We start from the raw sequence: 21,216 nt of genomic DNA, 5'->3' as shown, positions 1-21,216 counted from the left end.
ATATATAACTTAATAAAAGATTTTACATTAAAGGTAATGTTAATACCCAAGGAACTGGTCTTACGAATGTTAGGTTAATGACTATACCCTTTCCTATTAATATTGGATCGTGTAGTACATAACCATACATGCCAGACTTTGTTAATCCCCAAGTCCACATGTTGGCTCCGCAAGATGGTGTCATAATTACTGTTATAAATGGCTTAGATGCCACATAGTGGAATGATACGCAGTTATTTATTGCATAAGCGAATACTAGGAACGGTACTTGTCCTGGTTCTGGAGCAGTTACGTTTTGCGGTGCATAGAATACTACAGAGAAGTTGAACGTTGTTAGAGTAGTTCCGCTAGGTGTGGTTATAGTAGTTCCAGGCTGTATAACTACTAATATATTTCCGGCCATTACTACTCCGCCAGTTATCCCATTTACCTCATAAGTATAGTCTGCTATTGGAGATAATCCAAATACTTCTTTTGGTGTAACACTTACTGGTGTTGGAGGCATTCCAACTGGTTCGCAAGAGCTTTCGAAGATCCATAGTACTGGCTTAAAGAACTGGTTATTCACTATTACTCCATCTCCATATATCCAATGGTCAGCAAACTTGTAACTTCCTCCTATATATGCTGTACCATTAAATGTTCCGCTAAACCATGTCCATGTTGTCCAAGTATCTGGTGCATAAACTATTGTTATTGCGGGATCTGGAGATCCACTAGCATTTACCAATGCATACTTAGGCGATATTTGACCGTTTATAGCAAATGCGAATGCATATGTAGGTGTTAAGTTAAAGAAGTCTTGTGCAGGAGGCATTACTGCTTGCAAGCTGAAGGTAATTAAAGAGAAGTTATATATGCTTACCATACTTCCATTAGGTAGCATTGCGTAAGTTCCAGGCTTTATGACAGTAACTATATTGCCTTCTTGTAATATTGCTCCTTGAGAAGCGTTTACAGTTACTGTATCTTCACCAATTACCTTGAATATTGGCATGTTTAGGTTATAGTATAAGGTATCTTGTAATATTGGAATCATTGTTGCGTTAAATATCTGCTTTTCTATCTGCCAGGATGCTGTAGTTGAGTTATATTGTAAGTATGTAACTAAATTAACGTGAATATCGTAGATGTTGGGGAATCCTGGTTCTCCTTGATTTACGAAACCTATGAATGGTGTAACGTTTGCAACTACTACTGCCATTGTTCCAGATGGAGATAATTGAACGCTTACGCTAGGTGGTACAGCAGTTCCATTAGGCAATAAATTCTGTGAATACTCTGCAACAAATATGAAGTAGCTATCCCATGTAGAGAAGAAACTTTCTATGTTTGATATTCCAGTATAATTACCTGGAGTGAAAACTGATGGCAATTGGCCAGTAACTTCTAAAACTGCATTTGGAGCAAAATTTTGTGCGATAGTTGCTGGGTTAAACTCCGCTCCAAGGCCGTTTATCTCCGATAATACTTTACTTAATACTACGTTAGATTCTAATGTATGCTGTGATGGATATCCGGCTATTACCGCAGAAGGTGGTAATTCATTGCCCATCCATGTAAGTGAAGTTATTTCCATTTTTCCATTAATGTCTTGTACTATGATTGTGTTAGATGCATTAAATACTTGTAAATATATAGGATCATTTGTAGGTGCCACGAAGAACTGCACTACGTCTGTTACTTCATAAGTATTATGAGAGATTTGGGTTATTGTAGGTAATGCCGTAGTATAGAAGTACACTGTCTCATAGTTTGAGAAGAAGTCTGCTAACCATGTATTATTGAAAGACTCTAAATTGTATGTCCCTGGGAATGGTACTCCTTCTATTGTTGCAGTAAAGTTTGGAGCTAAGTAAGGTAATACGTCGTTAGGATTCTCTATTGAGATTCCATCATACGCTTCTAAAACAGTATCTAATGCTGCTCCTTCTGCGTTCTGCTTATATAAGCTCTTATACATCATGTAAAGCTGTGAATAGTTTTCTGCTTCCTTCATGTAGATAGTCTCGTTTTGTTCCGCTTTCTGTAGTTGAGCTGATAGAGAAGAATAAGAGGAGTTAAGAGAGCTATATGAACTGCTGAGGGAGGAATACGATGAAGATAGTGAAGAATAGCTACTTGAGACTGACGAATATTCATAAAAACCAATTGCTGCCGCTATTAATAGTATTATAATTACACCTATGAATCCTATGATTTTTCCTTCCATTTTTGTTCAGCAAAAAAGCGTAGTGAGTATTAAAAAGGATTTACCCAAATTTGCGTTTGATAAAAATAAAAAGAAAATAAGGTATATTGTGATTATAAGTGTTTATAGAGCTTTACAAACCGGTTAATTGTTGTAAGTAGATCAGCATTTGCCTCTGATTTGGCTAGCATAGACAAAGTTATATTACAATTAAAAATAGCTAGAAGATGATATGTGATAACATCAAATTAAGGAAGAGAGTAAATGTAATTCTTAGATTGAGCATAGTATGAGTTTAGAAAACCTTCTAAAAGGGATTTATTTTAAGTCGCGTTTAATTTTATTGTCTTATTTATGGAAACCTCTTTCAATTTTTCAAATCATTGCGATCCGCTGGGACTCGAACCTGTAATCATAGGCTCTGAAGAATTCGAGAGTGAAGTTAACGTTCTATATGGGAATATGGAGTGAGTCTTCAATTTTTTGCGTTATTGAGGAATCTTTGCATCTTCTTTCAATTCGTCGAATTTTGACGACAAAAATTGACGAGTTGCCAATGCTTTTAAGGTCGAATTGGCAACCATAATACGGTAAGGAGTTCTGACGGAAAAGCAGAGGCGTCATAAATTCGGCGATTATATTTTACGTGAAAGAAAAGGTCGTTATTATGTTTACAAATTAGAGAATGTGAACGGTGAAGTGAAAGAGCGTTACGTCTGCCCCTTAACTGACGTAGTCGAAACTTATGAGAAATTGAAAATAGCAATGGGGGTGTGGGGTACTCCCCACAGCGGACCCGCCGGGATTCGAACCCGGGATCACAGGCTCCGAAGGCCTGCGCTTTGTCCTGGCTAAGCTACGGGTCCTTGAGTTAAATTATTTTCTCTGTATAATAAATGAAACCCTAATGCTTAAAGAGTATTTCTTCCATTTATATAATGTGGCAAAACAGATTACGCTCTTTGATTTCTCAATAAAACAAGAGACTCATGGTGAAAGAAAAGGAGTAGAAAAAGAAGATGAAGTGCAACAATTAGAAGTCGAGAATAAGAGAGGACAAGTTGAGTGGATTAAGGAAGCTAAAGAAGGTAGGACTTACTACTTACTAGGTGTAGATTATGACGGCAAAAAAGGGAAAGCAGTAATGAAATTATACGATCCTGAAACTCAAGAGGCGGCTATACTTTACGATAATACTGGTCATAAATCCTATTTCTTAGTAGATTTAGATCCTGAAAAAGTTAGGAAAATAGCTAAGATTATTAGAGATCCTTCCTTTGACCATTTAGAGGTAGTAACCAAGATCGATCCTTATACTTGGAAGCCTATTACTTTGACCAAGATTGTAGTTAAAGATCCTTTAGCAGTAAGAAGGATGAGAAACTACGTTCCTAAAGCTTACGAGGCTCACATAAAGTATTTCAATAACTATATTTATGATATGCAATTAATTCCAGGGATGCCTTATAAAGTGAATAAGGGTAGACTAGAAGCTATTATTCCTAAAGTTGATACTGAAGAAGTTACTAAAGCTTTCCAAGATTCAGATGAAGTAACGAAAGAGATGGCTTTACAATGGGCTCCGCTCTTTGAGTCTGAAATACCTTCAATTAAGAGGGTAGCAGTAGATATTGAAGTTTTTACTCCAATGAAAGGTAGGGTTCCAGATCCCTATAAGGCAGAATTTCCTATCATAAGCATATCTTTAGCTGGTAGTGATGGATTAAAGAAAGTCTTAGTAATAGAAAGGGAAGACGTAGGTGAGGGTAATACAAACAATGAAGGAATATCTGTAGAGAAATTTAAGACCGAAAGAGAAATGTTATCAAGATTTTTTGAAATAGTGAAAACTTATCCTCTCCTCTTAACGTTTAACGGCGATGACTTCGACGTACCATATATTTACTTTAGATCTTTAAAGTTAGGTTTCTTTCCAGAAGAAATTCCTTTTGATATTGGGAGTAGAGAAACTAAATTCCTTCCTGGATTTCATATAGATCTCTATAGGTTCTTCTTTAATAAGGCAGTAAGGAATTACGCATTTGAAGGAAAGTATAGCGAATATAACTTAGATGCAGTAGCAAGTGCTTTGCTTGGTATGTCAAAGGTTAAAGTTGATAGTCTAATTAGTGATCTAGATATTTCCAAGCTTATCCAATATAACTTTAGAGATTCGGAGATTACATTGAAGCTAACTACATTTAATAATGAGTTAACTTGGAAATTAATAGTACTTTTTGCTAGGATATCCAAATTAGGAATTGAAGAACTGACTAGAACGGAAATTTCAGCCTGGGTAAAGAATCTTTACTATTGGGAGCATAGAAAAAGGAATTGGTTAATTCCTTTGAAAGAGGAAATATTGCAAAGATCTTCAACGCTAAAGACTTCTGCAACAATTAAAGGTAAAGGATATAAGGGAGCAGTAGTAATTGATCCACCAGTAGGAGTTTTCTTTAATGTTACTGTATTAGATTTTGCCTCACTGTATCCTTCAATTATTAGGACCTGGAATTTAAGTTATGAGACCGTTGATATTGAAAATTGTAAGAACATAGTAGACGTTAAAGATGAAACAGGACAAGTTCTCCATCACGTTTGCATGGATAGACCGGGAATAACTGCAGTTATTACTGGGTTACTTAGGGACTTTAGGGTTAAGATATATAAGAAAAAGTCGAAGCAAAAAGATCTAGATCCTGAACGTAAAATGATGTATGAAGTAGTACAAAGAGGTATGAAGGTGTTTATTAACGCAACTTATGGAGTATTTGGAGCAGAAAGTTTCCCGCTTTATGCACCAGCAGTAGCAGAAAGCGTTACAGCCCTAGGTAGATACGTAATCACTAGCACAGTTAAAAAAGCCCAAGAGGTTGGAACTAGAGTTCTTTACGGCGATACTGATTCGTTGTTCTTATATCAGCCTACACAGGAACAATTAAATACCATAATCAAATGGGTTAAGGAGAACTTTAAGTTAGATCTAGAGCTCGATAAAAGTTATAGGTTTGTGGCGTTCTCAGGATTGAAAAAGAACTACTTTGGAGTTTTCACAGATTCCACGTTTGATATAAAAGGAATGTTAGCTAAGAAAAGAAATACTCCAGAATTCCTGAAGGAGGCATTTAAAGAAGTTAAAGATCTAATGGGCACAATAAATTCTCCTTCAGATCTGGAGAAAGTAAAGAAGGAGGTAGCAGAGAAAGTAAAGAGCGTCTATGATAGGCTGAAGAATAAGGAATACAACCTAGACGAGTTGGCTTTTAGAGTTATGCTTTCTAAAGATTTAGATTCTTATACTAAGAATACTCCACAACATGTAAAAGCAGCAATGCAATTAAGGGCCTTAGGAATTCAAGTATTACCTAGAGATATGATACTATTTGTTAAGGTAAAAAGCAAGGAAGGAGTCAAGCCAGTACAGTTAGCTAAGTTAACAGAGATAGATTTGGATAAATATTATGATGCAGTAAAAAGTACTTTCGAGCAACTGTTAAAGTCTCTAGGCATTAGCTGGGACGAAATAGCATCTACAATATCTATAGATTCTTTCTTCAAATTTTAAATAAAAACATAAGAGTTTTATTCTTCTTCCTCCTCTTCCTCTTCTCCACTATCTTGAGGTTTTTCTTCCGAAGTAACTCCTTGTGCGTATTCAATCAATTCTTTCTTAAGGTCGTCGTTTAGATAATAAGAGACAACATAAACTTTCTTATCTTGGAAATTTTCTTCTTGCCATATATTGTCATAACTTATAATGAATATTGGTATTTTCAGTATTGCAGCAGATTTTTCTTTTCCGGCTAAAAAGTTCTTTACAGCTTCGTAAACGTCAGGCTTTAAAGGTAATGGCAATTTAGCCTCTTGTGAGTCTTTCATGATTATAAAATCCGACGTGAGCTCATTCCATTCTTTTAGTGCTTCAATAGCTGTATTTCTTACTACCTCGGCTAGGTCTCCTTCTGTTATTTTTTCTGATGTTATTTTTCCATTCTCACTTTTTAGAATTATAACTTTCACTTATGTTCACCTATAACATAAAGGTAAACTATATGGTTCATATTTCCGTCTTCAACCTTAACAACTTCCTTTGGAGTCCAACCTCTCATTTCAAACTCGTGCGAAACTACTCTAGTTCCTGGCTTAAGCTCTTTTTCCAATTTAGGCTTAAGCATTTCGTTTACATTTGTTAATAAAAACATTGTAACTACTGTTGCTTCTGATAGATCCACATCAAAAAAGTTACCCTTTTCGATTATTACTTTCCCTTCAACACCATTCTTTTTAACGTTCTCTAAAGCTTCTTTTATTCTTTCGTCGTTAATATCTATGCCTACTGCTTTTTTTGCATTAAATTCTTTTGCTGCAGTTATTACAATTCTCCCGTCTCCACAACCCAAATCATATACTATATCTTCTGGTCCTACTTTTGCTATTTCTAGCATTTTCCTTACAACTGGTTCTGGTGTTGGTACATATGGAACATGTGGTGTGTATGTCATTTTTAACCACTTCAAATAATGTTTATGAAGTTAGGCTTTTTATTTTATTTAGAGCCTCTTCTTTGCCTTTTGTTGAGTCAGCCTTTAAATCTGCTCCCAATGGCATTTTAGTTAAAATAGGAACTATTTTACCGTCTTCCAACTCTACGAATAATTGAGGTAACCAAGACATCCCTAAATCGTCCTTTTCTCCATAATCTGCTAAAAATGAATAATCCTCCATTTTTACTTCCTTTTCAATTCCCAACTCCTTTGATAGCTGATCTGTAACATTTAGGAATGCCTTATGCATTGGATGTGCTTCTGACGTTACGAGGATTAACTTTTTAGCTTTCATAACAATCTCACTCACAATCTCGTGAAACTGGTTTAAAACAGTAGTGGTAACGATGATTACTAGATTAAGGAGGGAAAGTAAGAGAATATTAAGGCCTATAGCTAATGCACTAGCAAAAAATGGGATAAAAGCTAATGAGATTACTATACTAGGACTTATCCTTTCTATTATTTATTTTATAGTGTTATATATTTCGAAAAACCCACTTTACGGTGCAATATTACTTGCGTTATCTTCATTTTCCGACGCATTAGACGGTGAGGTCGCAAGGATCTCTGGAACAGCCGGAAACAAAGGTGCGTTTTTAGATTCTTCTCTAGATAGAGTAGAAGATACGTTATTTTTAAGTCCTTTAGTACTATATTTCCAGCCTATTCTAGTCTCGCTTCTTGTAGGAATTTCACTCATTATTCCATATTTAAGAGCTAGAGCAGAAGCTTTAGGAATCAAAGCTGAGGGAAGAGGCATAATAGAAAGGGGAGAAAGGATAATATTCACTATGATAATACTTATTTTGTTATTCTTCAATTTTACATTTACTATCTATGTATTTTATATATTTATCGTATTATCAATAGTTACTGTAATTCAAAGATTTCAACTCGTATTATCTAATCTACCAAAATAGAGTTGTAAAGGATTTTTTACTCCACACTCTGATATACATAAGTTCATTTTCTTTAGCTGTGTACAGTTGTAAAGTATGTATCTAGTTTTTCTATCTTTTATAAAGTGATTTAAGAAGTCTTCAGGATTTTGAATACCGTTATTTTTAAGCATAGTTATTATTGAATCCATACTGCTGCCTATATCTATCATATAAACAGTGAGAATTTTTAGTTCTTCTTCGCTTTTTTTATCCTTCTTAAATAAAGCAGAAATGCAAGGTGGCGTTATGCCTTTTCTCAGAAAGAGTAGATCTCTTATAGTATCTGGGATCTCTGACAAAGGAATTGGCTTTACTAGGCTCATCATTTTTTCGTAGATAACTTCCTTCATTAAGCTTATCAATGTCTTTCTATCTATAAAGACATATCCATCTTTAAGAATTCTTTCTGATAATGAAAACTTAGAATTCTTCCTTAGATTTTTAGTTAGCCTTAGATAATCTATGAAATATATTGCATAATTTAGAACAACTTTACCTTTAGTTACATGGTATTCAATTTTCTTCTTTTCAATTTTTATTCCTAGAAAATTAGCCATTTCAAGTAAATTTTCTTCATCTTCTTTCTCTAAATCCTCTGCAAAAAGTTCAGCCTCTTTTCTGCAAACTTTTTCTGCAATTTTTTTATCTCCTAGAACTGAAAGTATTAGAAGAACTGAATAAAATAATAATTGAGGATTTTTTGTATCCTTATAATGTTTTATATCCTCACCTTTAATTATTCTATTTATCCTTTCCTTAGCTTCTTTTATAGTATCTCCGTTATTGGAAATTACGTCATAAAAAGATAAGCCCCCATATCTAGAGAGAACTTGTTCTAAACTGACTCTAAATGGATAAGCTTCAGTATTTACTATTGCCACAGTTTTACTTATTCTCGCAACTTTTTATAAATCAGCTTTGCTTATTAAACCTATGAAAATTTATGTAGCATCTGCCTGGCCATATGTGGAGGCAGTTCCGCATTTAGGAAATCTAATAGGTTCAGTACTATCAGCGGATGTTTTTGCTAGGTATGCTAGATTAAAGTACGGTAAAGACAACGTAATTTTTGTAAGCGGAAGTGACGAACATGGTACACCGATAGAGGTTGAAGCAATAAAGAGGAAAATAAATCCTAGAGATTTAACTAATCAAGCTCACGAGTACGATAAGAAGTTATTTCTAGATGTATGGAAAATAAGTTATGATAATTATACGAGAACAGAGTCTGAGACTCATAAAAGGTTCGTAAGGGAATTTCTCCTAAGTATTCAAGACTATATAAAAGTTCAAGAAGAAGAAATGCCGTATTGTGAACACGATAAGATATTCTTGCCAGACCGTTTTGTTAAAGGAACTTGTCCTTACTGCGGATATGAAGACGCTAGGGGAGATCAATGTGATAGATGCGGAAGGTTACTTTCGCCAACGCTTTTAATAAATCCTAGATGTGCTATATGTGGTTCAAAGCCAGTAATAAAGAAGACTAAGCATTGGTTTTTTGACTTAAGTCAATTTTCAGATAAACTAAAGGAGTGGTTAGAAAATAATAAGGACATGCCGGATAACGTAAAATCTGTAGCTTTAAGCTGGATTCAAGAAGGACTTAAACCTAGGAGCTTAACAAGGGATACATCTTGGGGAATTCCTGCACCATTTGAAGGCGCAGAAGGTAAAACTATTTACGTTTGGTTTGAAGCACTTCTTGGATATATTTCCGCTACTATAGAGTATTTCGAAAAGACAGGAAATCCTGACAAATGGAAAGAATTCTGGTTTGGAGATGACGTTAAAAGTTACTATTTTATAGGAAAGGATAACATACCTTTCCACGCCGTTATATTTCCTGCAATGCTCATGGCATCTAAGAAGGGTTACAAATTACCTTCAGTTATTTCGTCAACTGAGTATTTAATGTATGAGGGACAAAAATTCAGTAAAAGTAGAAGGATAGGAATATGGATAGATGAGGCACCAAGACTGATGGACGTAGATTATTGGAGGTATGTTCTAATAAGATTAAGGCCTGAAGAGAAGGATACGAACTTTTTATGGAGAGAAGCTATTAGGATAATAAATACAGAGCTTAATGATGATATTGGAAATTATGTTAATAGAGTTATAACTATGGTCAATAGATACTTTAAAGGATATGTGCCTAACTTTAATGAGGATAAATTAGACGACACAGACAGGAAATTTATGGAATTAGTAAAGACCACGCCAGTCGTAGTTTCTCAACTTTTCGAAAAAGGTAAGCTCAAAGCTGGAAGTGATGAAATAATAAAGATTGCAAGAGAAGGTAATGCTTATCTTAATCAAAAAGCACCGTGGGATAAGGTTAAAAATGATATTAAAGTTGCAGAAAATACATTATATATTGCATCGAATTCCGTTAGAACTCTTTCAATTTTACTTTATCCGATAATTCCTACATCAGCAGAAAAGATTTACAACCAGTTAGGTTTGAGAGGAATTGAGAATGAAAAATGGGATTCTGCCGGAGAATTCGTATTGGATCATAACCACAAAGTAGAACAAGCTTCTCCGATATTTAAGAAAATTGACCAGAATTTTGAGAAAGAACTTAATGAGAAATTGGAAAAAATTAGGAAGGAATTAGATAATATTAGGCCGCCTTTACTTCGATAACTTCTCTTTCTTTAGCTATTTCTTTTTCTCCTTCTTCTAGTTCTACATAATTCATTACTGGCATGAATTTTCTTCCCTGTCCTTCGTAGAATTTACTAAACATTTCGTAGAAGTGAAGCCTCATATCTTGTATAAATACTATTAATCCTTCTAACGCTATTGCTAGTAAGTTTCCTAAGGCTATTATTATTCCAGCTATTATTACTGCGGCAACATAGGGAACTGAACTATATAGTACTAGGAGCCCCATGTAGCTAAAGGCGTATAATAAATAGTAGTGAGCTAGGGCAAATACTAAAATTCTTATAAAAGATATAGTGTTTGAAAGTAGTAAAATCCCTGCTTCAAAACCTCCTTCTATAAAGCCCATTCCTATCGCAGCTCCTAAGCCTACGTGTCCTTCATGTCTCTTTATTAGTATAACTTTGCTTATCCAATTATAAATTAGTCCAATCTCTACCCATAGTATTAGTATATAAGCAAGAGCATAAGTCGGCGTTGAGAGATTAGGTGGAAAACTGAATATATTAGTAAGTAAGCCACCCAGTAAGCATTCTACCTTTCCAAAATAGTCACTTATATCTACAAATCCGTAGCCGAATATTATAAGCGGTACTGTGTAAAGAATCAACAAGGGTAATTTTTCGTAAAATAAGAATTCTGGATCCTTCTTATCTATAGCATTAATAACACCGAGCAAAGAGCTTACAAATAGTGCAAGCGCTCCTATGAATATTGATAATATCATTGTATCTTCTATTTCTACAGATAGGATAGAATAATTGCCAAAAGGTATCAAGTACTTTAGAGAATCAGAAACGCTTACTGGGACTGGCCATACGTAATACAAAGGTCCTACTGGATAACTATCATTATTAAATACTTCTCTTGGGCCTCCTACTAGTACTGGCCCGAAAAATTCTCTAGCAAGCAAGCCAGTGATCATTGCAACTATGCTTGAGTAAATTAGCACTAAGCTGAGCTTCTCTGTATTCTCACTACCTTTCCTTTTACCGTATTTGTAGAACCATATCGCAAATAAAAATACAACTAAGGCATTACCAAAGTCTGGGAACATTAGCCCAAAGAGTATTGGAAAAGTGAATATAAGGAATATTATTGGAGAAATTTCCCAATAGGAGGGAGTACCATAAAGTTCTACAACCGATTCTATTACCCTTATACTCTTAGGAAGGCTAATTAATGTAGGTGGCTTATCCTTTTCTCCATACCTTCTAGGCAGTCTCTCAGTAATGAAGGCTTCTCCTTTTAATTGATCCTTGAGTTTTTTAACCATTTTAGTTGGCGCGTAGCCTTCAATTTGGACATAAAACTCTGATACTCTTGCTCTAGATATAATAGTTAATGCATCTCTCACAGTTAGTAATCTACCATAAATTTCTTTCACATGAAGTTCGCAAGCTCTTAGTTTTTCTTTTAATTTTGCTCTGGTTTCTTCCAAGATCTTAGTTAACTCATTAATCTTATTCTGGACTTCATTGTAAACGTCGTAAGGGGCTTTTCCTTCAGGGGTTTCAAAAACTTTTGCACCTATTTCTTTTTCTATTTTGTCCTTTTGCAATATTCCTTTAGGTGCCATGATAATTACAGCGTAAGTTTTCTCATTTATTCTCTTAGTAAGAACTAATGCATTATCAAATTTCACTTTATCTAATTGACTGGATAAAATAGTGAGTAAATATACATCAAATAGCTTTAAACTATATAATTTACTTAAATTAACTGTTATATCCTTAAATGGTAATACTTCATTTAACTGTGCTTTGTATAAATCTAGTTCACTCTTTATCTTGCCAATCTCCTCTAGTAACTCCTTGTATTTTTCCTCTTCTTGTGTTGCTTCATTATCTACCTCGTCGGCTATTTTATTCCAGTTCCCTGCCTTCATTTTTCCTTTTGGTTCTATTGTAACTCCTGCGAGATCCATTATTATTTGGAATTTATTTAGATGTTCTTGTATTATTCCAAGCTTCCTTCTGGCTTCTTCAAATCTTTCACTGGATATTGGTTCCTCCGGTTCTTCTGGTTCGAAATTTTGGAATTTTAGAATTCTTGTAACTACGTCATCTAAAAGTTCCTTATTAGCTATAATCTGTACCCTACTCATTTTTTCGGGAAGGATCACTATAGCTCGATATAGAGTATGAATGATGATTAAAATATTTAATCTACATTACAGATTTGAGAGCATGGGAAAAATTTTGCTCCTTGGAGATAGATATACGGTATCTTTATTTAGGATGATGGGAGCTGAGGGGAAAGTTGTTGAAGATCCCTATTCACTGGAAGATGAGATAAAAAATGTAAGGAAAATGGAGGACGTCGACCTAGTTTTAATTACTAAAGATTTGTACGATCCGGTAAGAGAAAGACTTGAAAGCGTTATATCTTCTCAAACAAAACCTTTAATTACAGTAATTCCTTCTCCTTATAGTGAAGCTGAACCTATGGACGTGAGAAAGTTGATTTTAAGGGCGTTAGGTTTTGGGTGAGAAATAATGGAATTAAATGATTTGCTCGATTACGCAATTAAAAAAGTAATGGAAGATATAAGGGAAAATTTAGAACAAGCATTAGCTGAGGCCAATAAGATAATTGAAAATAAGTACAATGACATACTTTCTGATTATGATAAGAAAATAAGAGACCTAATTTCAAAGAGAAAGGAACAAATAGAAGGTGAAAAAGCTAAACTTGATGTAGAGAATAAAAGAGCTATATTAAATGAAGAGAACTATTGGTTACAAAAGGTTTATGATGAGGTAGTTAAGAATATTAATGTAGTTACTTCTTCTAAAGAATACGCAGAAGGTTTACAGTCAATAATAAAGAAAGAGATTTCATCATCTACAACAAAAGCTAAGATAATATGTAATAAGAGCGATGAGGAACTTGTTAAGAAAATCCTTAAGGATAATAAGTTAAGTGCAGATGTTGAGGAGGATAATAACTTGTTAGGAGGAATAAAGATTTATTATCCTGACGTAGGACTCATGAGGGATTATTCGTTAAATCTTATTTTAAGTCAAGTTTTTGAATCAGTTAAACCTAAAGTTGCAGAAATATTATTTGGTGGTGAAAATGGTAGGTAAGATAGTTAGAGTAAACGGTCCACTAGTAGTTGCAGATAATATGAGAAATTCACAAATGTATGAGGTAGTTGAAGTAGGAGAATTAAGGCTTGTAGGTGAAATAACAAGAATAGAAGGAGACAGAGCCTACATTCAAGTTTACGAAGATACTAGTGGGCTTAAACCAGGTGAACCAGTCTATAATACTGGGGGTCTTTTATCAGCAGAGCTAGGTCCAGGCTTACTGGGAAAGATATTCGACGGATTAGAAAGGCCGTTAAGTACTATTGCTGAGGTCACTGGTTCACTTTTTGTCAATAGAGGCGTAAAAATACCTCCTTTAGATAGGCAAAAGAAATGGCATTTTGTTCCTAAAGTTAAGAAAGGTGATAAGGTTTCTCCTGGAGACGTATTGGGTGTTGTACAAGAAACTTCGTTGATTGAGCACAAAATATTAGTTCCTCCAGATCGTCATGGAGAAATAAAGGACATAGTTCCAGAAGGAGATTACACTGTGGAAGACACAATAGCTACACTTGATATGAACGGTGACCAAGTTTCATTAAAAATGATGCATAAATGGCCAGTAAGAATTCCTAGACCTTATAAAGAAAAATTAGAGCCTTCAGAGCCATTGCTAACTGGAGTAAGAGTATTAGATACAATATTTCCTTTAGCTAAAGGAGGAACAGCTGCAATTCCAGGGCCTTTCGGTTCTGGAAAGACGGTGACTTTACAAAGCTTAGCAAAATGGAGTTCAGCAAAGATAGTAATATATGTAGGTTGTGGCGAAAGAGGAAATGAGTTAACTGACGAACTAAGATCATTCCCAACGTTAAAAGATCCTTGGACCGGAAAGCCATTACTTGAAAGGACTATATTAGTCGCTAACACAAGCAATATGCCAGTAGCAGCAAGGGAAACTAGTATTTACCTAGGCGTAACACTTGGAGAATATTTTAGAGATCAAGGCTACGATACGTTAGTTGTAGCAGACTCTACTACTAGATGGGCGGAGGCATTAAGAGACCTAGGAGGTAGAATGGAAGAGATGCCTGCAGAAGAAGGATTCCCAAGCTATTTGCCTTCAAGATTAGCAGAATATTACGAAAGAGCAGGAAGAGTTATAACTTTAGGTAATCCAGAAAGAGTTGGTTCAGTTACGTTAGCTTCAGCAGTTTCTCCACCAGGAGGAGACTTCACTGAGCCAGTAACTAGCAATACTTTAAGGTTCGTTAGAGTATTCTGGCCGTTAGATGTCTCATTAGCCCACGCAAGACATTTCCCTGCAATTAACTGGTTACAAGGATTTTCAGCTTACGTTGATTTAGTAGGAAAGTGGTGGATTACGAACGTTGATCCGCAATGGAAGGAAATGAGAGAATTCATGGTAAAAACCTTGATAAGAGAAAACGAGTTACAGCAGATAGTTAAATTAGTTGGGCCAGAATCTCTCGCTGAGAAAGATAAGTTAGTTCTAGAAGTGGCCAGATTAATAAAGGAGGCATTCTTAAAGCAGAACGCATTTGATGATATCGATGCGTTCTCTTCCCCACAAAAGCAGGTTAGGATAATGAAGCTAATCTACTTATATAATACTCTCGCATCCCCATTAGTCGAAAAAGGAGTTCCAGTAAAGAAGATCATAGATAGTATAAAAGTAGTGTCTGACATAATTAGATCTAAGGCCACAATTCCAAATAACGCCCTCGAAAAATATGACGAGTTAGAAAAAACATTAAGGGCACAATTTGAACAGTTATCAAAGGAGGTGAGCGGGTAATGGAAACTACCCTAAACGTAAGAGAATTTTCGAATATATCAATGATTAAAGGCCCACTAATGGTTGTTAAGGGAGTTACGGACGCAGGATACAATGAACTAGTAGAGATTGAAATGGAAAATGGAGAAAAAAGGAGAGGTATAGTAGTAGATAGTCAATTAGGTATGGCAGTTGTGCAAGTATTTGAAGGAACTACTGGAATATCTCCTACCGGTACTAACGTTAAGTTCTTAGGTAGAGGCTTAGAGGTTAAGATTTCTGACGAAATGCTTGGCAGAGTGTTCAACCCATTAGGTGAACCTTTAGATAATGGACCTCCAGTAATATCCGGTGAAAAAAGAGATATAAATGGTTCTGCAATAAATCCTGCAGTTAGGGATTATCCCGAGGAATTTATTCAAACAGGAATATCGGCTATTGATGGATTAAATTCTCTATTAAGAGGTCAAAAATTACCAATCTTTAGCGGCAGCGGATTACCTGCAAATATACTAGCAGCTCAAATAGCTAAGCAGGCTACAGTAAGAGGAGAAGAAAGTAATTTTGCGGTAGTTTTTGCAGCGATAGGAATAAGGTATGATGATGCATTATTCTTTAGGAAATTCTTCGAGGAAACTGGTGCAACAAATAGAGTAGCAATGTTCATGACTTTAGCTAATGAGCCTCCAGTAGTTAAGATATTAACTCCAAGGACTGCATTAACTTTAGCAGAATATTTAGCCTTTGAGAAGGACATGCATGTTCTTGCGATATTAATAGACATGACTAACTATTGTGAATCATTGAGAGAAATAAGTGCAGCTAAGGAAGAAGTGCCGGGTAGAGGAGGGTACCCAGGCTATATGTATACTGATTTAGCAACTATATATGAAAGGGCAGGAAAAGTGAAAGGCAAGAAAGGTTCCATTACCCAAATGCCAATATTAACCATGCCAAACGATGACATGACTCACCCTATTCCAGACTTAACTGGATACATAACTGAAGGTCAGATAGTATTGGATAGATCATTGTATAATAAGGGAATATATCCGCCAATCAATGTGTTAATGAGTTTATCTAGATTAATGAAAGATGGAATAGGAGAAGGAAAAACAAGGGAAGACCATAAAGACCTTGCTAACCAATTATTTGCAGCCTACGCAAAGGCTGTCGACACAAGAGGTCTTGCAGCAATAATTGGAGAAGATAGCTTGTCTGACATTGATAGAAAGTACTTATTATTTGGAGATGCATTTGAAAGGAAATTTGTTAATCAAGGAGTTAACGAGAATAGAGATATAGAGACTACTCTTGATATAGGTTGGGAGATTCTATCCATATTGCCAGAGAGAGAATTAACTAACATAAAAGAGGCTTACATCAAGAAATATCATCCTGCGTATCGTGGTAAGAAATGAGCTCAAATAAGGTTTTGCCAACTAAATTAAATCTTATTAGATTTAAAAATGAGTTAAAGCTTGTATCTACTATAAAAAGGCTGTTAGAAAGCAAAAGGGAAGTTTTACTTATTTATTTAAGGACTTATGCCGCGGAGTATGAGAAATTATATAATGAGGTTAATGAGGCTTTAAAGAAAACTTACAATAGCTATATGCAGGCTGTTGTAGATGAAGGCATAACTACTATTGAGAAAATTGCTGATTCTCAATCTCATTCCTTGAGTGTATCTAGTTCATTAAGGGTAATCTTTGGAGTGAAAATCCCAGTTATCCAGCTTAATGAAAGTTCTATTCCGGAAAAACCCTTTAGTGAAGTCGAGACTTCTCCCTACCTTTCTGAGGCATATGACGAAATGAGAGAGGCATTAGTTAAGGTCGTTCAGCTGGTTGAATTAGAATCAACTATTAGATCTTTGGCTGCAGAATTAAGAAGAACTCAAAGGCTAATAAATGCAATAGATACTTCTATACTTCCCTTTTATAGAGGTTCAGTTAAGTACATAAAATCAGTTTTAGATGATAAAGCTAGGGAGGAATTCGTAAGGCTTAAAATTACTAGGAGAATACTTGAGAGGAGGAGACAAAGTGGAGAGTGAAGTTGAGAAATATTTGAATAATATAAAATCAGTTTTAGATCAAAAGAAGAAAGAAAGCTTTCTTCAGTTGCAAAAGAAATTTGATGAGCTAATACAAAACAAGGAAAAACAGCTAGAGGAAGTCAAGAGAAAGGCTTTAAAGGAAGTATCAAAGTAATTAGTGGTGATAAATTATGAAGAGAATGAAGTCTGCAATTTTATTACTTTCTCTATTTTTGGGAATGATAACTGCAATCCCAGTAGGTGCACAAGTAGGTTATAGTAGTCCTCAAGGATTTGAAGGAGTAAACATCGGAGCTGGATTAGCTATAGGCTTAGCAGCAATTGGTGCAGGTGTTGCAGTAGGTATGGCAGCAGCTGCAGGTATCGGTGTTCTAACAGAAAGAAGAGACATGTTTGGTACTGTACTAATATTCGTTGCAATCGGTGAAGGAATAGTAGTATACGGGTTAGTGTTTGCAGTGTTAATGTTGTTTGCACACGTGTAAAAACCATATAAATTTTTTAGGCCATTCTATTTTCTTTTCTCAATGCAAATTCCTAGAGAAAAATGGAAGAATAATTTCAGCGAATGGTTTGATAATGTAATTTTTCAAGCTGAAATATATGATTATGGAAGGTACCCTATAAAAGGAATGGGCGTATGGATGCCTTATGGTTTTAAGATAAGACAGAACGTTATTAATATTATTAGGAAGTTTTTAGATGAGACTGGACACGAGGAAGTTCTATTTCCATTATTGATTCCAGAATATTTACTCAGAAAAGAAAGTGAGCATATTAAAGGTTTTGAAGGTGAAGTTTACTGGGTCACTAAAGGCGGAGAAGAAGATTTAGATATTAGGCTAGCATTGAGACCAACTTCAGAGGTTGCAATAACTTATATGGAATCATTGTGGATAAAAAGCTATAAAGAATTACCAAAGAAATATTATCAGATAGTAAGCATTTTTAGATACGAAACTAAGGCAACGAGACCAATGATAAGGCTAAGGGAAGTTACGACTTTTAAAGAAGCTCATACATTGCATGTTAGCTACGAAGACGCAGAAAGGCAAGTTAAAGAGGCAATAGAAATTTATAAGAAAATATTCGATACACTTGGGATACCTTATATCCTTTCAGAAAGACCGGAGTGGGATAGATTTGCTGGAGCAGAACACACTTACGCTTTTGATACGTTAATGCCAGACGGTAGAGCATTGCAAATAGGTACTGTTCATCATTTAGGACAACACTTTACTAAAGCTTTAGATTATAAAATACAAAAAGCTGACGGTTCTCTAGATTATCCTTATCAGACAAGTTATGGAATTTCAGATAGAGTAATAGCAGTATCTATAGCAGTAAACGGCGATGATCATGGACCACTACTTAATCCAATAATAGCTCCAATTAAGGTTGTTATAATCCCAATACCTGCAAAGACAGAGGAAGATAATAAAAGAGTAGACAATTATTGTAAAGAAATTCAAGAAAAACTCTCTTCAGCAGGAATTTCTGCAGTGGTTGATTCAGATAAAGAGAAGACTCCTGGAGAAAAGTTCTATTACTGGGAAATGAAGGGTGTTCCTTTAAGGATAGAAATTGGATTAAGAGAAGTAAACAATGAGACTATTACCATAAAGAGGAGAGATACTTTAGAGGCTAAAATTGTAAAGAAGGACGAGTTAATAAAAACTGTTACCGAACTTCTTTCTTCTCTCTCAGAAGATCTGAAAAAGAAAGCTTGGGATTTCTTTAATTCCAGAATTTTCTATACTAATGATGTCAACGAGGCTAAAAAAATACTTGAAAACAGGGGAGGGATAATAGAAGTTCCCTGGTGTGGCGATAATTCATGCGGGTTAAAGATAGAGGAAGAGCTTAATGCTAGAGTATTAGGGTATCCTATAGATGCTAAAAAGACTAGTGATCCTTGTGTCATATGTAAAAAACCTTCAACTAATGTTTTAAGAGTAGCAAAAACTTATTAGATATTAGATAGCCATTTTAATTGGGTGCTAATTTGCCAAAGAAGAGAGAGAATAGAGGTAGAAGGAAAGGCGATAAAGGCCACGTTGGCTATGTAACGTGTGATAACTGTGGAGCAAGAGTACCAGAGGATAAGGCTATATGCGTTACCAGAATGTATAGCCCAGTTGATGCGGCATTAGCTAGCGAACTGGAGAAAAAAGGTGCAATAATTCCAAAATATCCAGTAAGGAAATGCTATTGTATTAACTGTGCAATACACTTTGGAATAGTTAAGATAAGGGCAGAGGAAGAAAGGAAAACAAAGCCTACCACTTACTTCTAATAAAAGTTTTTAACTATATTCACCATTCTCTTTTTTAATGAGACTCTACGAACTTTCGTTTAATGAAATTGAGGAATTCTTCTATAAGCTGGCTGAAGTAAGAGATATAATAAAAGATTCAGGATTAATGTCATTTTTACCTGAGAAGGAATTACCAGAAATTGCTAATGGTACTGCTAGAGTAAAGCATGCTTTCCCAATATTTCAAAAAGGTGGAGTAATAATGGACGTTACTAACGTTGAACAAGCAGGAATTGCAGAAGATGCAGGTGCTACTTCCGTCATGGTTTTAGACAAACTTCCTTATGACGTCAGAAAATCTGGTGGAGTAGCTAGAATGGCAGATCCGAAAATTATAGAGGAAGTAATGAATTCTATAACAATTCCAGTAATGGCTAAAGTTAGAATAGGCCATTATTATGAAGCTAAGCTTCTTGAGGCTTTAGGCGTCGATACAATAGATGAAAGCGAAGTATTAACACCAGCTGACGAGGAACATCATATTAATAAATGGGAGTTTAAGGTTCCATTTGTAAACGGTGCTAGGAATTTAGGCGAGGCGTTAAGGAGGATAAGCGAAGGAGCTTCAATGATAAGAACTAAAGGTGAAGCAGGAACAGGAAATGTTAGTGAAGCTGTAAAGCACATGAAAATAATTAATGCGGAAATTGGTGCGTTAGTTGGAATGAGTGAGGAAGATAGAGTTAAGAAAGCTAGAGAATATCAAGTTCCTTACCAGTTAGTAGAACTAACTGCAAAAATAAAGAGGCTTCCAGTAGTTAATTTTGCAGCAGGAGGTATTGCTACTCCGGCTGATGCAGCATTAATGATGTGGTTAGGTGGAGATGGAGTATTTGTAGGATCAGGGATATTTAAGAGTCAAGACCCCGCAGAGAGAGCAAAAGCTATAGTATTGGCAGTAGCTGGTTGGGAATATCCTGAAGTAGTTCTTGAAGCACAAAAGATGATAAGTGAACAAAAATCGATGATGGGAATTGATATAAAATCGTTAAAACCTGAGGAATTACTTCAGGTGAGAGGACAATGAAAATAGGAGTTTTAGCATACCAAGGTAGTTTCGAGGAGCATGCACTCCAGACTAAGAGAGCATTGGATAAGTTAAAAATAGACGGTGAAGTTATTGCAGTTAAGAGAGTTAGTGATCTCGACGTTGATGGAATAATTATTCCTGGAGGAGAAAGTACTACTATAGGTATTGTAGCCCAAAGAATGGGACTTTTAGAGCCATTAAAGGAAAAAATTATGGAAGGATTACCTGTTTTAGGCACTTGTGCTGGTGCAATAATGTTAGCCAAAGATGTTAGCGATGCTAAGGTTGGTAAAAAATCTCAACCATTAATTGGCGTAATGGATATTTCGGTGATAAGAAATTATTACGGTAGGCAAAGGGAGAGTTTCGAAGCTAATGTAGATCTAAGGAGTATTGGAGGAGGAATAGAGAAAGTAGTATTCATAAGAGCTCCGGCAATAGTTAAGGTTTTTGGTAATGCTAAATCTTTATCCCAGTTTAAGGATGTTCATGTTATGGTACAGGAAAACAACTTATTAGCAACTACCTTCCACCCTGAGCTATCAGGAACTACAATTGTTCATGAATACTTCATTTCAATGATTAAGAAATAGTTTTTTATTTTACATTTGAAACTATTTTA

The 21,216-nt window shown here is 35.3% G+C and carries 20 protein-coding genes, 1 tRNA gene and 1 pseudogene; 15 read left to right on the top strand and 7 right to left on the bottom strand.

Going from position 1 to position 21,216, the window contains the following annotated elements; genetic code table 11:
• Nucleotides 1-22 precede the first annotated feature (22 nt).
• The gene (locus tag D1866_RS00845) at nucleotides 23-2,212 is read right to left on the bottom strand and encodes a hypothetical protein (RefSeq protein ID WP_152940725.1); all 2,190 of its coding nucleotides are present in this window, start codon (nucleotides 2,210-2,212) and stop codon (nucleotides 23-25) included.
• Between the two features lie 579 nt (nucleotides 2,213-2,791).
• On the opposite strand from D1866_RS00845, the pseudogene D1866_RS13795 reads away from it, so the two are divergent.
• Nucleotides 2,792-2,938, top strand: a pseudogene (locus tag D1866_RS13795) (putative integrase); the annotation flags it as partial.
• A 44-nt stretch (nucleotides 2,939-2,982) separates the two neighbouring features.
• On the opposite strand, the gene D1866_RS00835 reads toward D1866_RS13795, so the two are convergent.
• Nucleotides 2,983-3,057, bottom strand: a tRNA-Arg gene (locus D1866_RS00835).
• 74 nt (nucleotides 3,058-3,131) lie between these two features.
• Here D1866_RS00835 and D1866_RS00830 point away from each other — a divergent pair.
• Nucleotides 3,132-5,756, top strand: coding sequence for a DNA-directed DNA polymerase I (locus D1866_RS00830; protein ID WP_231136348.1), 2,625 nt, complete (start codon nucleotides 3,132-3,134; stop codon nucleotides 5,754-5,756).
• 17 nt (nucleotides 5,757-5,773) lie between these two features.
• On the opposite strand, the gene D1866_RS00825 is transcribed toward D1866_RS00830, so the two are convergent.
• From D1866_RS00825 to D1866_RS00815, 3 genes are read right to left on the bottom strand one after another with little or no spacing between them, the layout of a single operon-like run.
• On the bottom strand, nucleotides 5,774-6,211 hold the full coding sequence (locus D1866_RS00825) for a DUF2286 domain-containing protein (RefSeq protein WP_155860983.1): 438 nt from the start codon (nucleotides 6,209-6,211) through the stop codon (nucleotides 5,774-5,776).
• Nucleotides 6,208-6,693 carry a protein-lysine N-methyltransferase gene (locus D1866_RS00820; RefSeq protein WP_013775983.1) on the bottom strand — a complete coding sequence of 162 codons (486 nt, stop codon included), beginning with the start codon at nucleotides 6,691-6,693 and terminating at the stop codon, nucleotides 6,208-6,210. Before D1866_RS00820 ends, D1866_RS00825 begins: the two co-directional genes overlap by 4 nt.
• A gap of 22 nt (nucleotides 6,694-6,715) precedes the next feature.
• Nucleotides 6,716-7,030: a hypothetical protein gene (locus D1866_RS00815; RefSeq protein ID WP_013775982.1), complete on the bottom strand. Its 315-nt coding sequence runs from the start codon at nucleotides 7,028-7,030 to the stop codon at nucleotides 6,716-6,718.
• A 52-nt stretch (nucleotides 7,031-7,082) separates the two neighbouring features.
• On the opposite strand from D1866_RS00815, the gene pgsA reads away from it, so the two are divergent.
• The gene (gene pgsA, locus D1866_RS00810) at nucleotides 7,083-7,658 is read left to right on the top strand and encodes an archaetidylinositol phosphate synthase (RefSeq protein ID WP_152940715.1); all 576 of its coding nucleotides are present in this window, start codon (nucleotides 7,083-7,085) and stop codon (nucleotides 7,656-7,658) included.
• Here pgsA and D1866_RS00805 read toward each other — a convergent pair.
• Nucleotides 7,628-8,560, bottom strand: a complete 933-nt coding sequence (locus D1866_RS00805) for a DNA primase regulatory subunit PriL (protein ID WP_152940712.1) — start codon at nucleotides 8,558-8,560, stop codon at nucleotides 7,628-7,630. The two genes, pgsA and D1866_RS00805, sit on opposite strands and share 31 nt — an antisense overlap.
• Nucleotides 8,561-8,612: 52 nt before the next feature.
• Here D1866_RS00805 and metG point away from each other — a divergent pair, with 52 nt between their 5' ends.
• Nucleotides 8,613-10,331: a methionine--tRNA ligase gene (gene metG / locus D1866_RS00800; RefSeq protein ID WP_152940710.1), complete on the top strand. Its 1,719-nt coding sequence runs from the start codon at nucleotides 8,613-8,615 to the stop codon at nucleotides 10,329-10,331.
• Here the strand turns inward: metG and D1866_RS00795 are convergent.
• Nucleotides 10,309-12,477, bottom strand: coding sequence for a V-type ATP synthase subunit I (locus D1866_RS00795; protein ID WP_155860981.1), 2,169 nt, complete (start codon nucleotides 12,475-12,477; stop codon nucleotides 10,309-10,311). The two genes, metG and D1866_RS00795, sit on opposite strands and share 23 nt — an antisense overlap.
• A 64-nt stretch (nucleotides 12,478-12,541) precedes the next feature.
• Here D1866_RS00795 and D1866_RS00790 point away from each other — a divergent pair, with 64 nt between their 5' ends.
• The 11 genes from D1866_RS00790 to pdxT are packed head-to-tail and all read left to right on the top strand — an operon-like array spanning nucleotide 12,542 to nucleotide 21,187.
• Nucleotides 12,542-12,844: a V-type ATP synthase subunit F gene (locus D1866_RS00790; RefSeq protein ID WP_048054917.1), complete on the top strand. Its 303-nt coding sequence runs from the start codon at nucleotides 12,542-12,544 to the stop codon at nucleotides 12,842-12,844.
• 6 nt (nucleotides 12,845-12,850) lie between these two features.
• Entirely contained in the window at nucleotides 12,851-13,444 is a 594-nt protein-coding gene (locus tag D1866_RS00785) for a V-type ATP synthase subunit E (RefSeq protein WP_152940706.1), read from the top strand.
• Nucleotides 13,434-15,206: an ATP synthase subunit A gene (locus D1866_RS00780; protein ID WP_152940704.1), complete on the top strand. Its 1,773-nt coding sequence runs from the start codon at nucleotides 13,434-13,436 to the stop codon at nucleotides 15,204-15,206. The genes D1866_RS00785 and D1866_RS00780 overlap by 11 nt, the downstream gene beginning before the upstream one ends.
• Nucleotides 15,206-16,606 carry a V-type ATP synthase subunit B gene (locus D1866_RS00775; RefSeq protein WP_152940702.1) on the top strand — a complete coding sequence of 467 codons (1,401 nt, stop codon included), beginning with the start codon at nucleotides 15,206-15,208 and terminating at the stop codon, nucleotides 16,604-16,606. Before D1866_RS00780 ends, D1866_RS00775 begins: the two co-directional genes overlap by 1 nt.
• Nucleotides 16,603-17,244 carry a V-type ATP synthase subunit D gene (locus D1866_RS00770; protein WP_152940699.1) on the top strand — a complete coding sequence of 214 codons (642 nt, stop codon included), beginning with the start codon at nucleotides 16,603-16,605 and terminating at the stop codon, nucleotides 17,242-17,244. The genes D1866_RS00775 and D1866_RS00770 overlap by 4 nt, the downstream gene beginning before the upstream one ends.
• Entirely contained in the window at nucleotides 17,234-17,401 is a 168-nt protein-coding gene (locus D1866_RS00765; RefSeq protein ID WP_170254122.1) for a hypothetical protein, read from the top strand. Before D1866_RS00770 ends, D1866_RS00765 begins: the two co-directional genes overlap by 11 nt.
• 25 nt (nucleotides 17,402-17,426) lie before the next feature.
• Nucleotides 17,427-17,732, top strand: coding sequence for an ATP synthase subunit c family protein (locus tag D1866_RS00760; RefSeq protein ID WP_048054916.1), 306 nt, complete (start codon nucleotides 17,427-17,429; stop codon nucleotides 17,730-17,732).
• Between the two features lie 42 nt (nucleotides 17,733-17,774).
• Nucleotides 17,775-19,220 carry a proline--tRNA ligase gene (gene proS, locus D1866_RS00755; protein WP_152940697.1) on the top strand — a complete coding sequence of 482 codons (1,446 nt, stop codon included), beginning with the start codon at nucleotides 17,775-17,777 and terminating at the stop codon, nucleotides 19,218-19,220.
• A gap of 32 nt (nucleotides 19,221-19,252) precedes the next feature.
• On the top strand, nucleotides 19,253-19,543 hold the full coding sequence (locus D1866_RS00750) for a 30S ribosomal protein S26e (RefSeq protein ID WP_013775970.1): 291 nt from the start codon (nucleotides 19,253-19,255) through the stop codon (nucleotides 19,541-19,543).
• A 37-nt stretch (nucleotides 19,544-19,580) separates the two neighbouring features.
• Nucleotides 19,581-20,591, top strand: coding sequence for a pyridoxal 5'-phosphate synthase lyase subunit PdxS (gene pdxS / locus D1866_RS00745; RefSeq protein WP_152940695.1), 1,011 nt, complete (start codon nucleotides 19,581-19,583; stop codon nucleotides 20,589-20,591).
• Complete coding sequence (gene pdxT / locus D1866_RS00740) at nucleotides 20,588-21,187, top strand: pyridoxal 5'-phosphate synthase glutaminase subunit PdxT (RefSeq protein WP_152940693.1); 600 nt, start codon at nucleotides 20,588-20,590, stop codon at nucleotides 21,185-21,187. Before pdxS ends, pdxT begins: the two co-directional genes overlap by 4 nt.
• Nucleotides 21,188-21,216: the final 29 nt, after the last annotated feature.

It is taken from the genome of Acidianus ambivalens, assembly GCF_009729015.1.
GTDB classification, from domain to species: domain Archaea; phylum Thermoproteota; class Thermoprotei_A; order Sulfolobales; family Sulfolobaceae; genus Acidianus; species Acidianus ambivalens.
The sequence above is the reverse complement of the archived record's forward strand: the minus strand, read 5'-3'. Positions and strand labels throughout refer to the sequence as shown.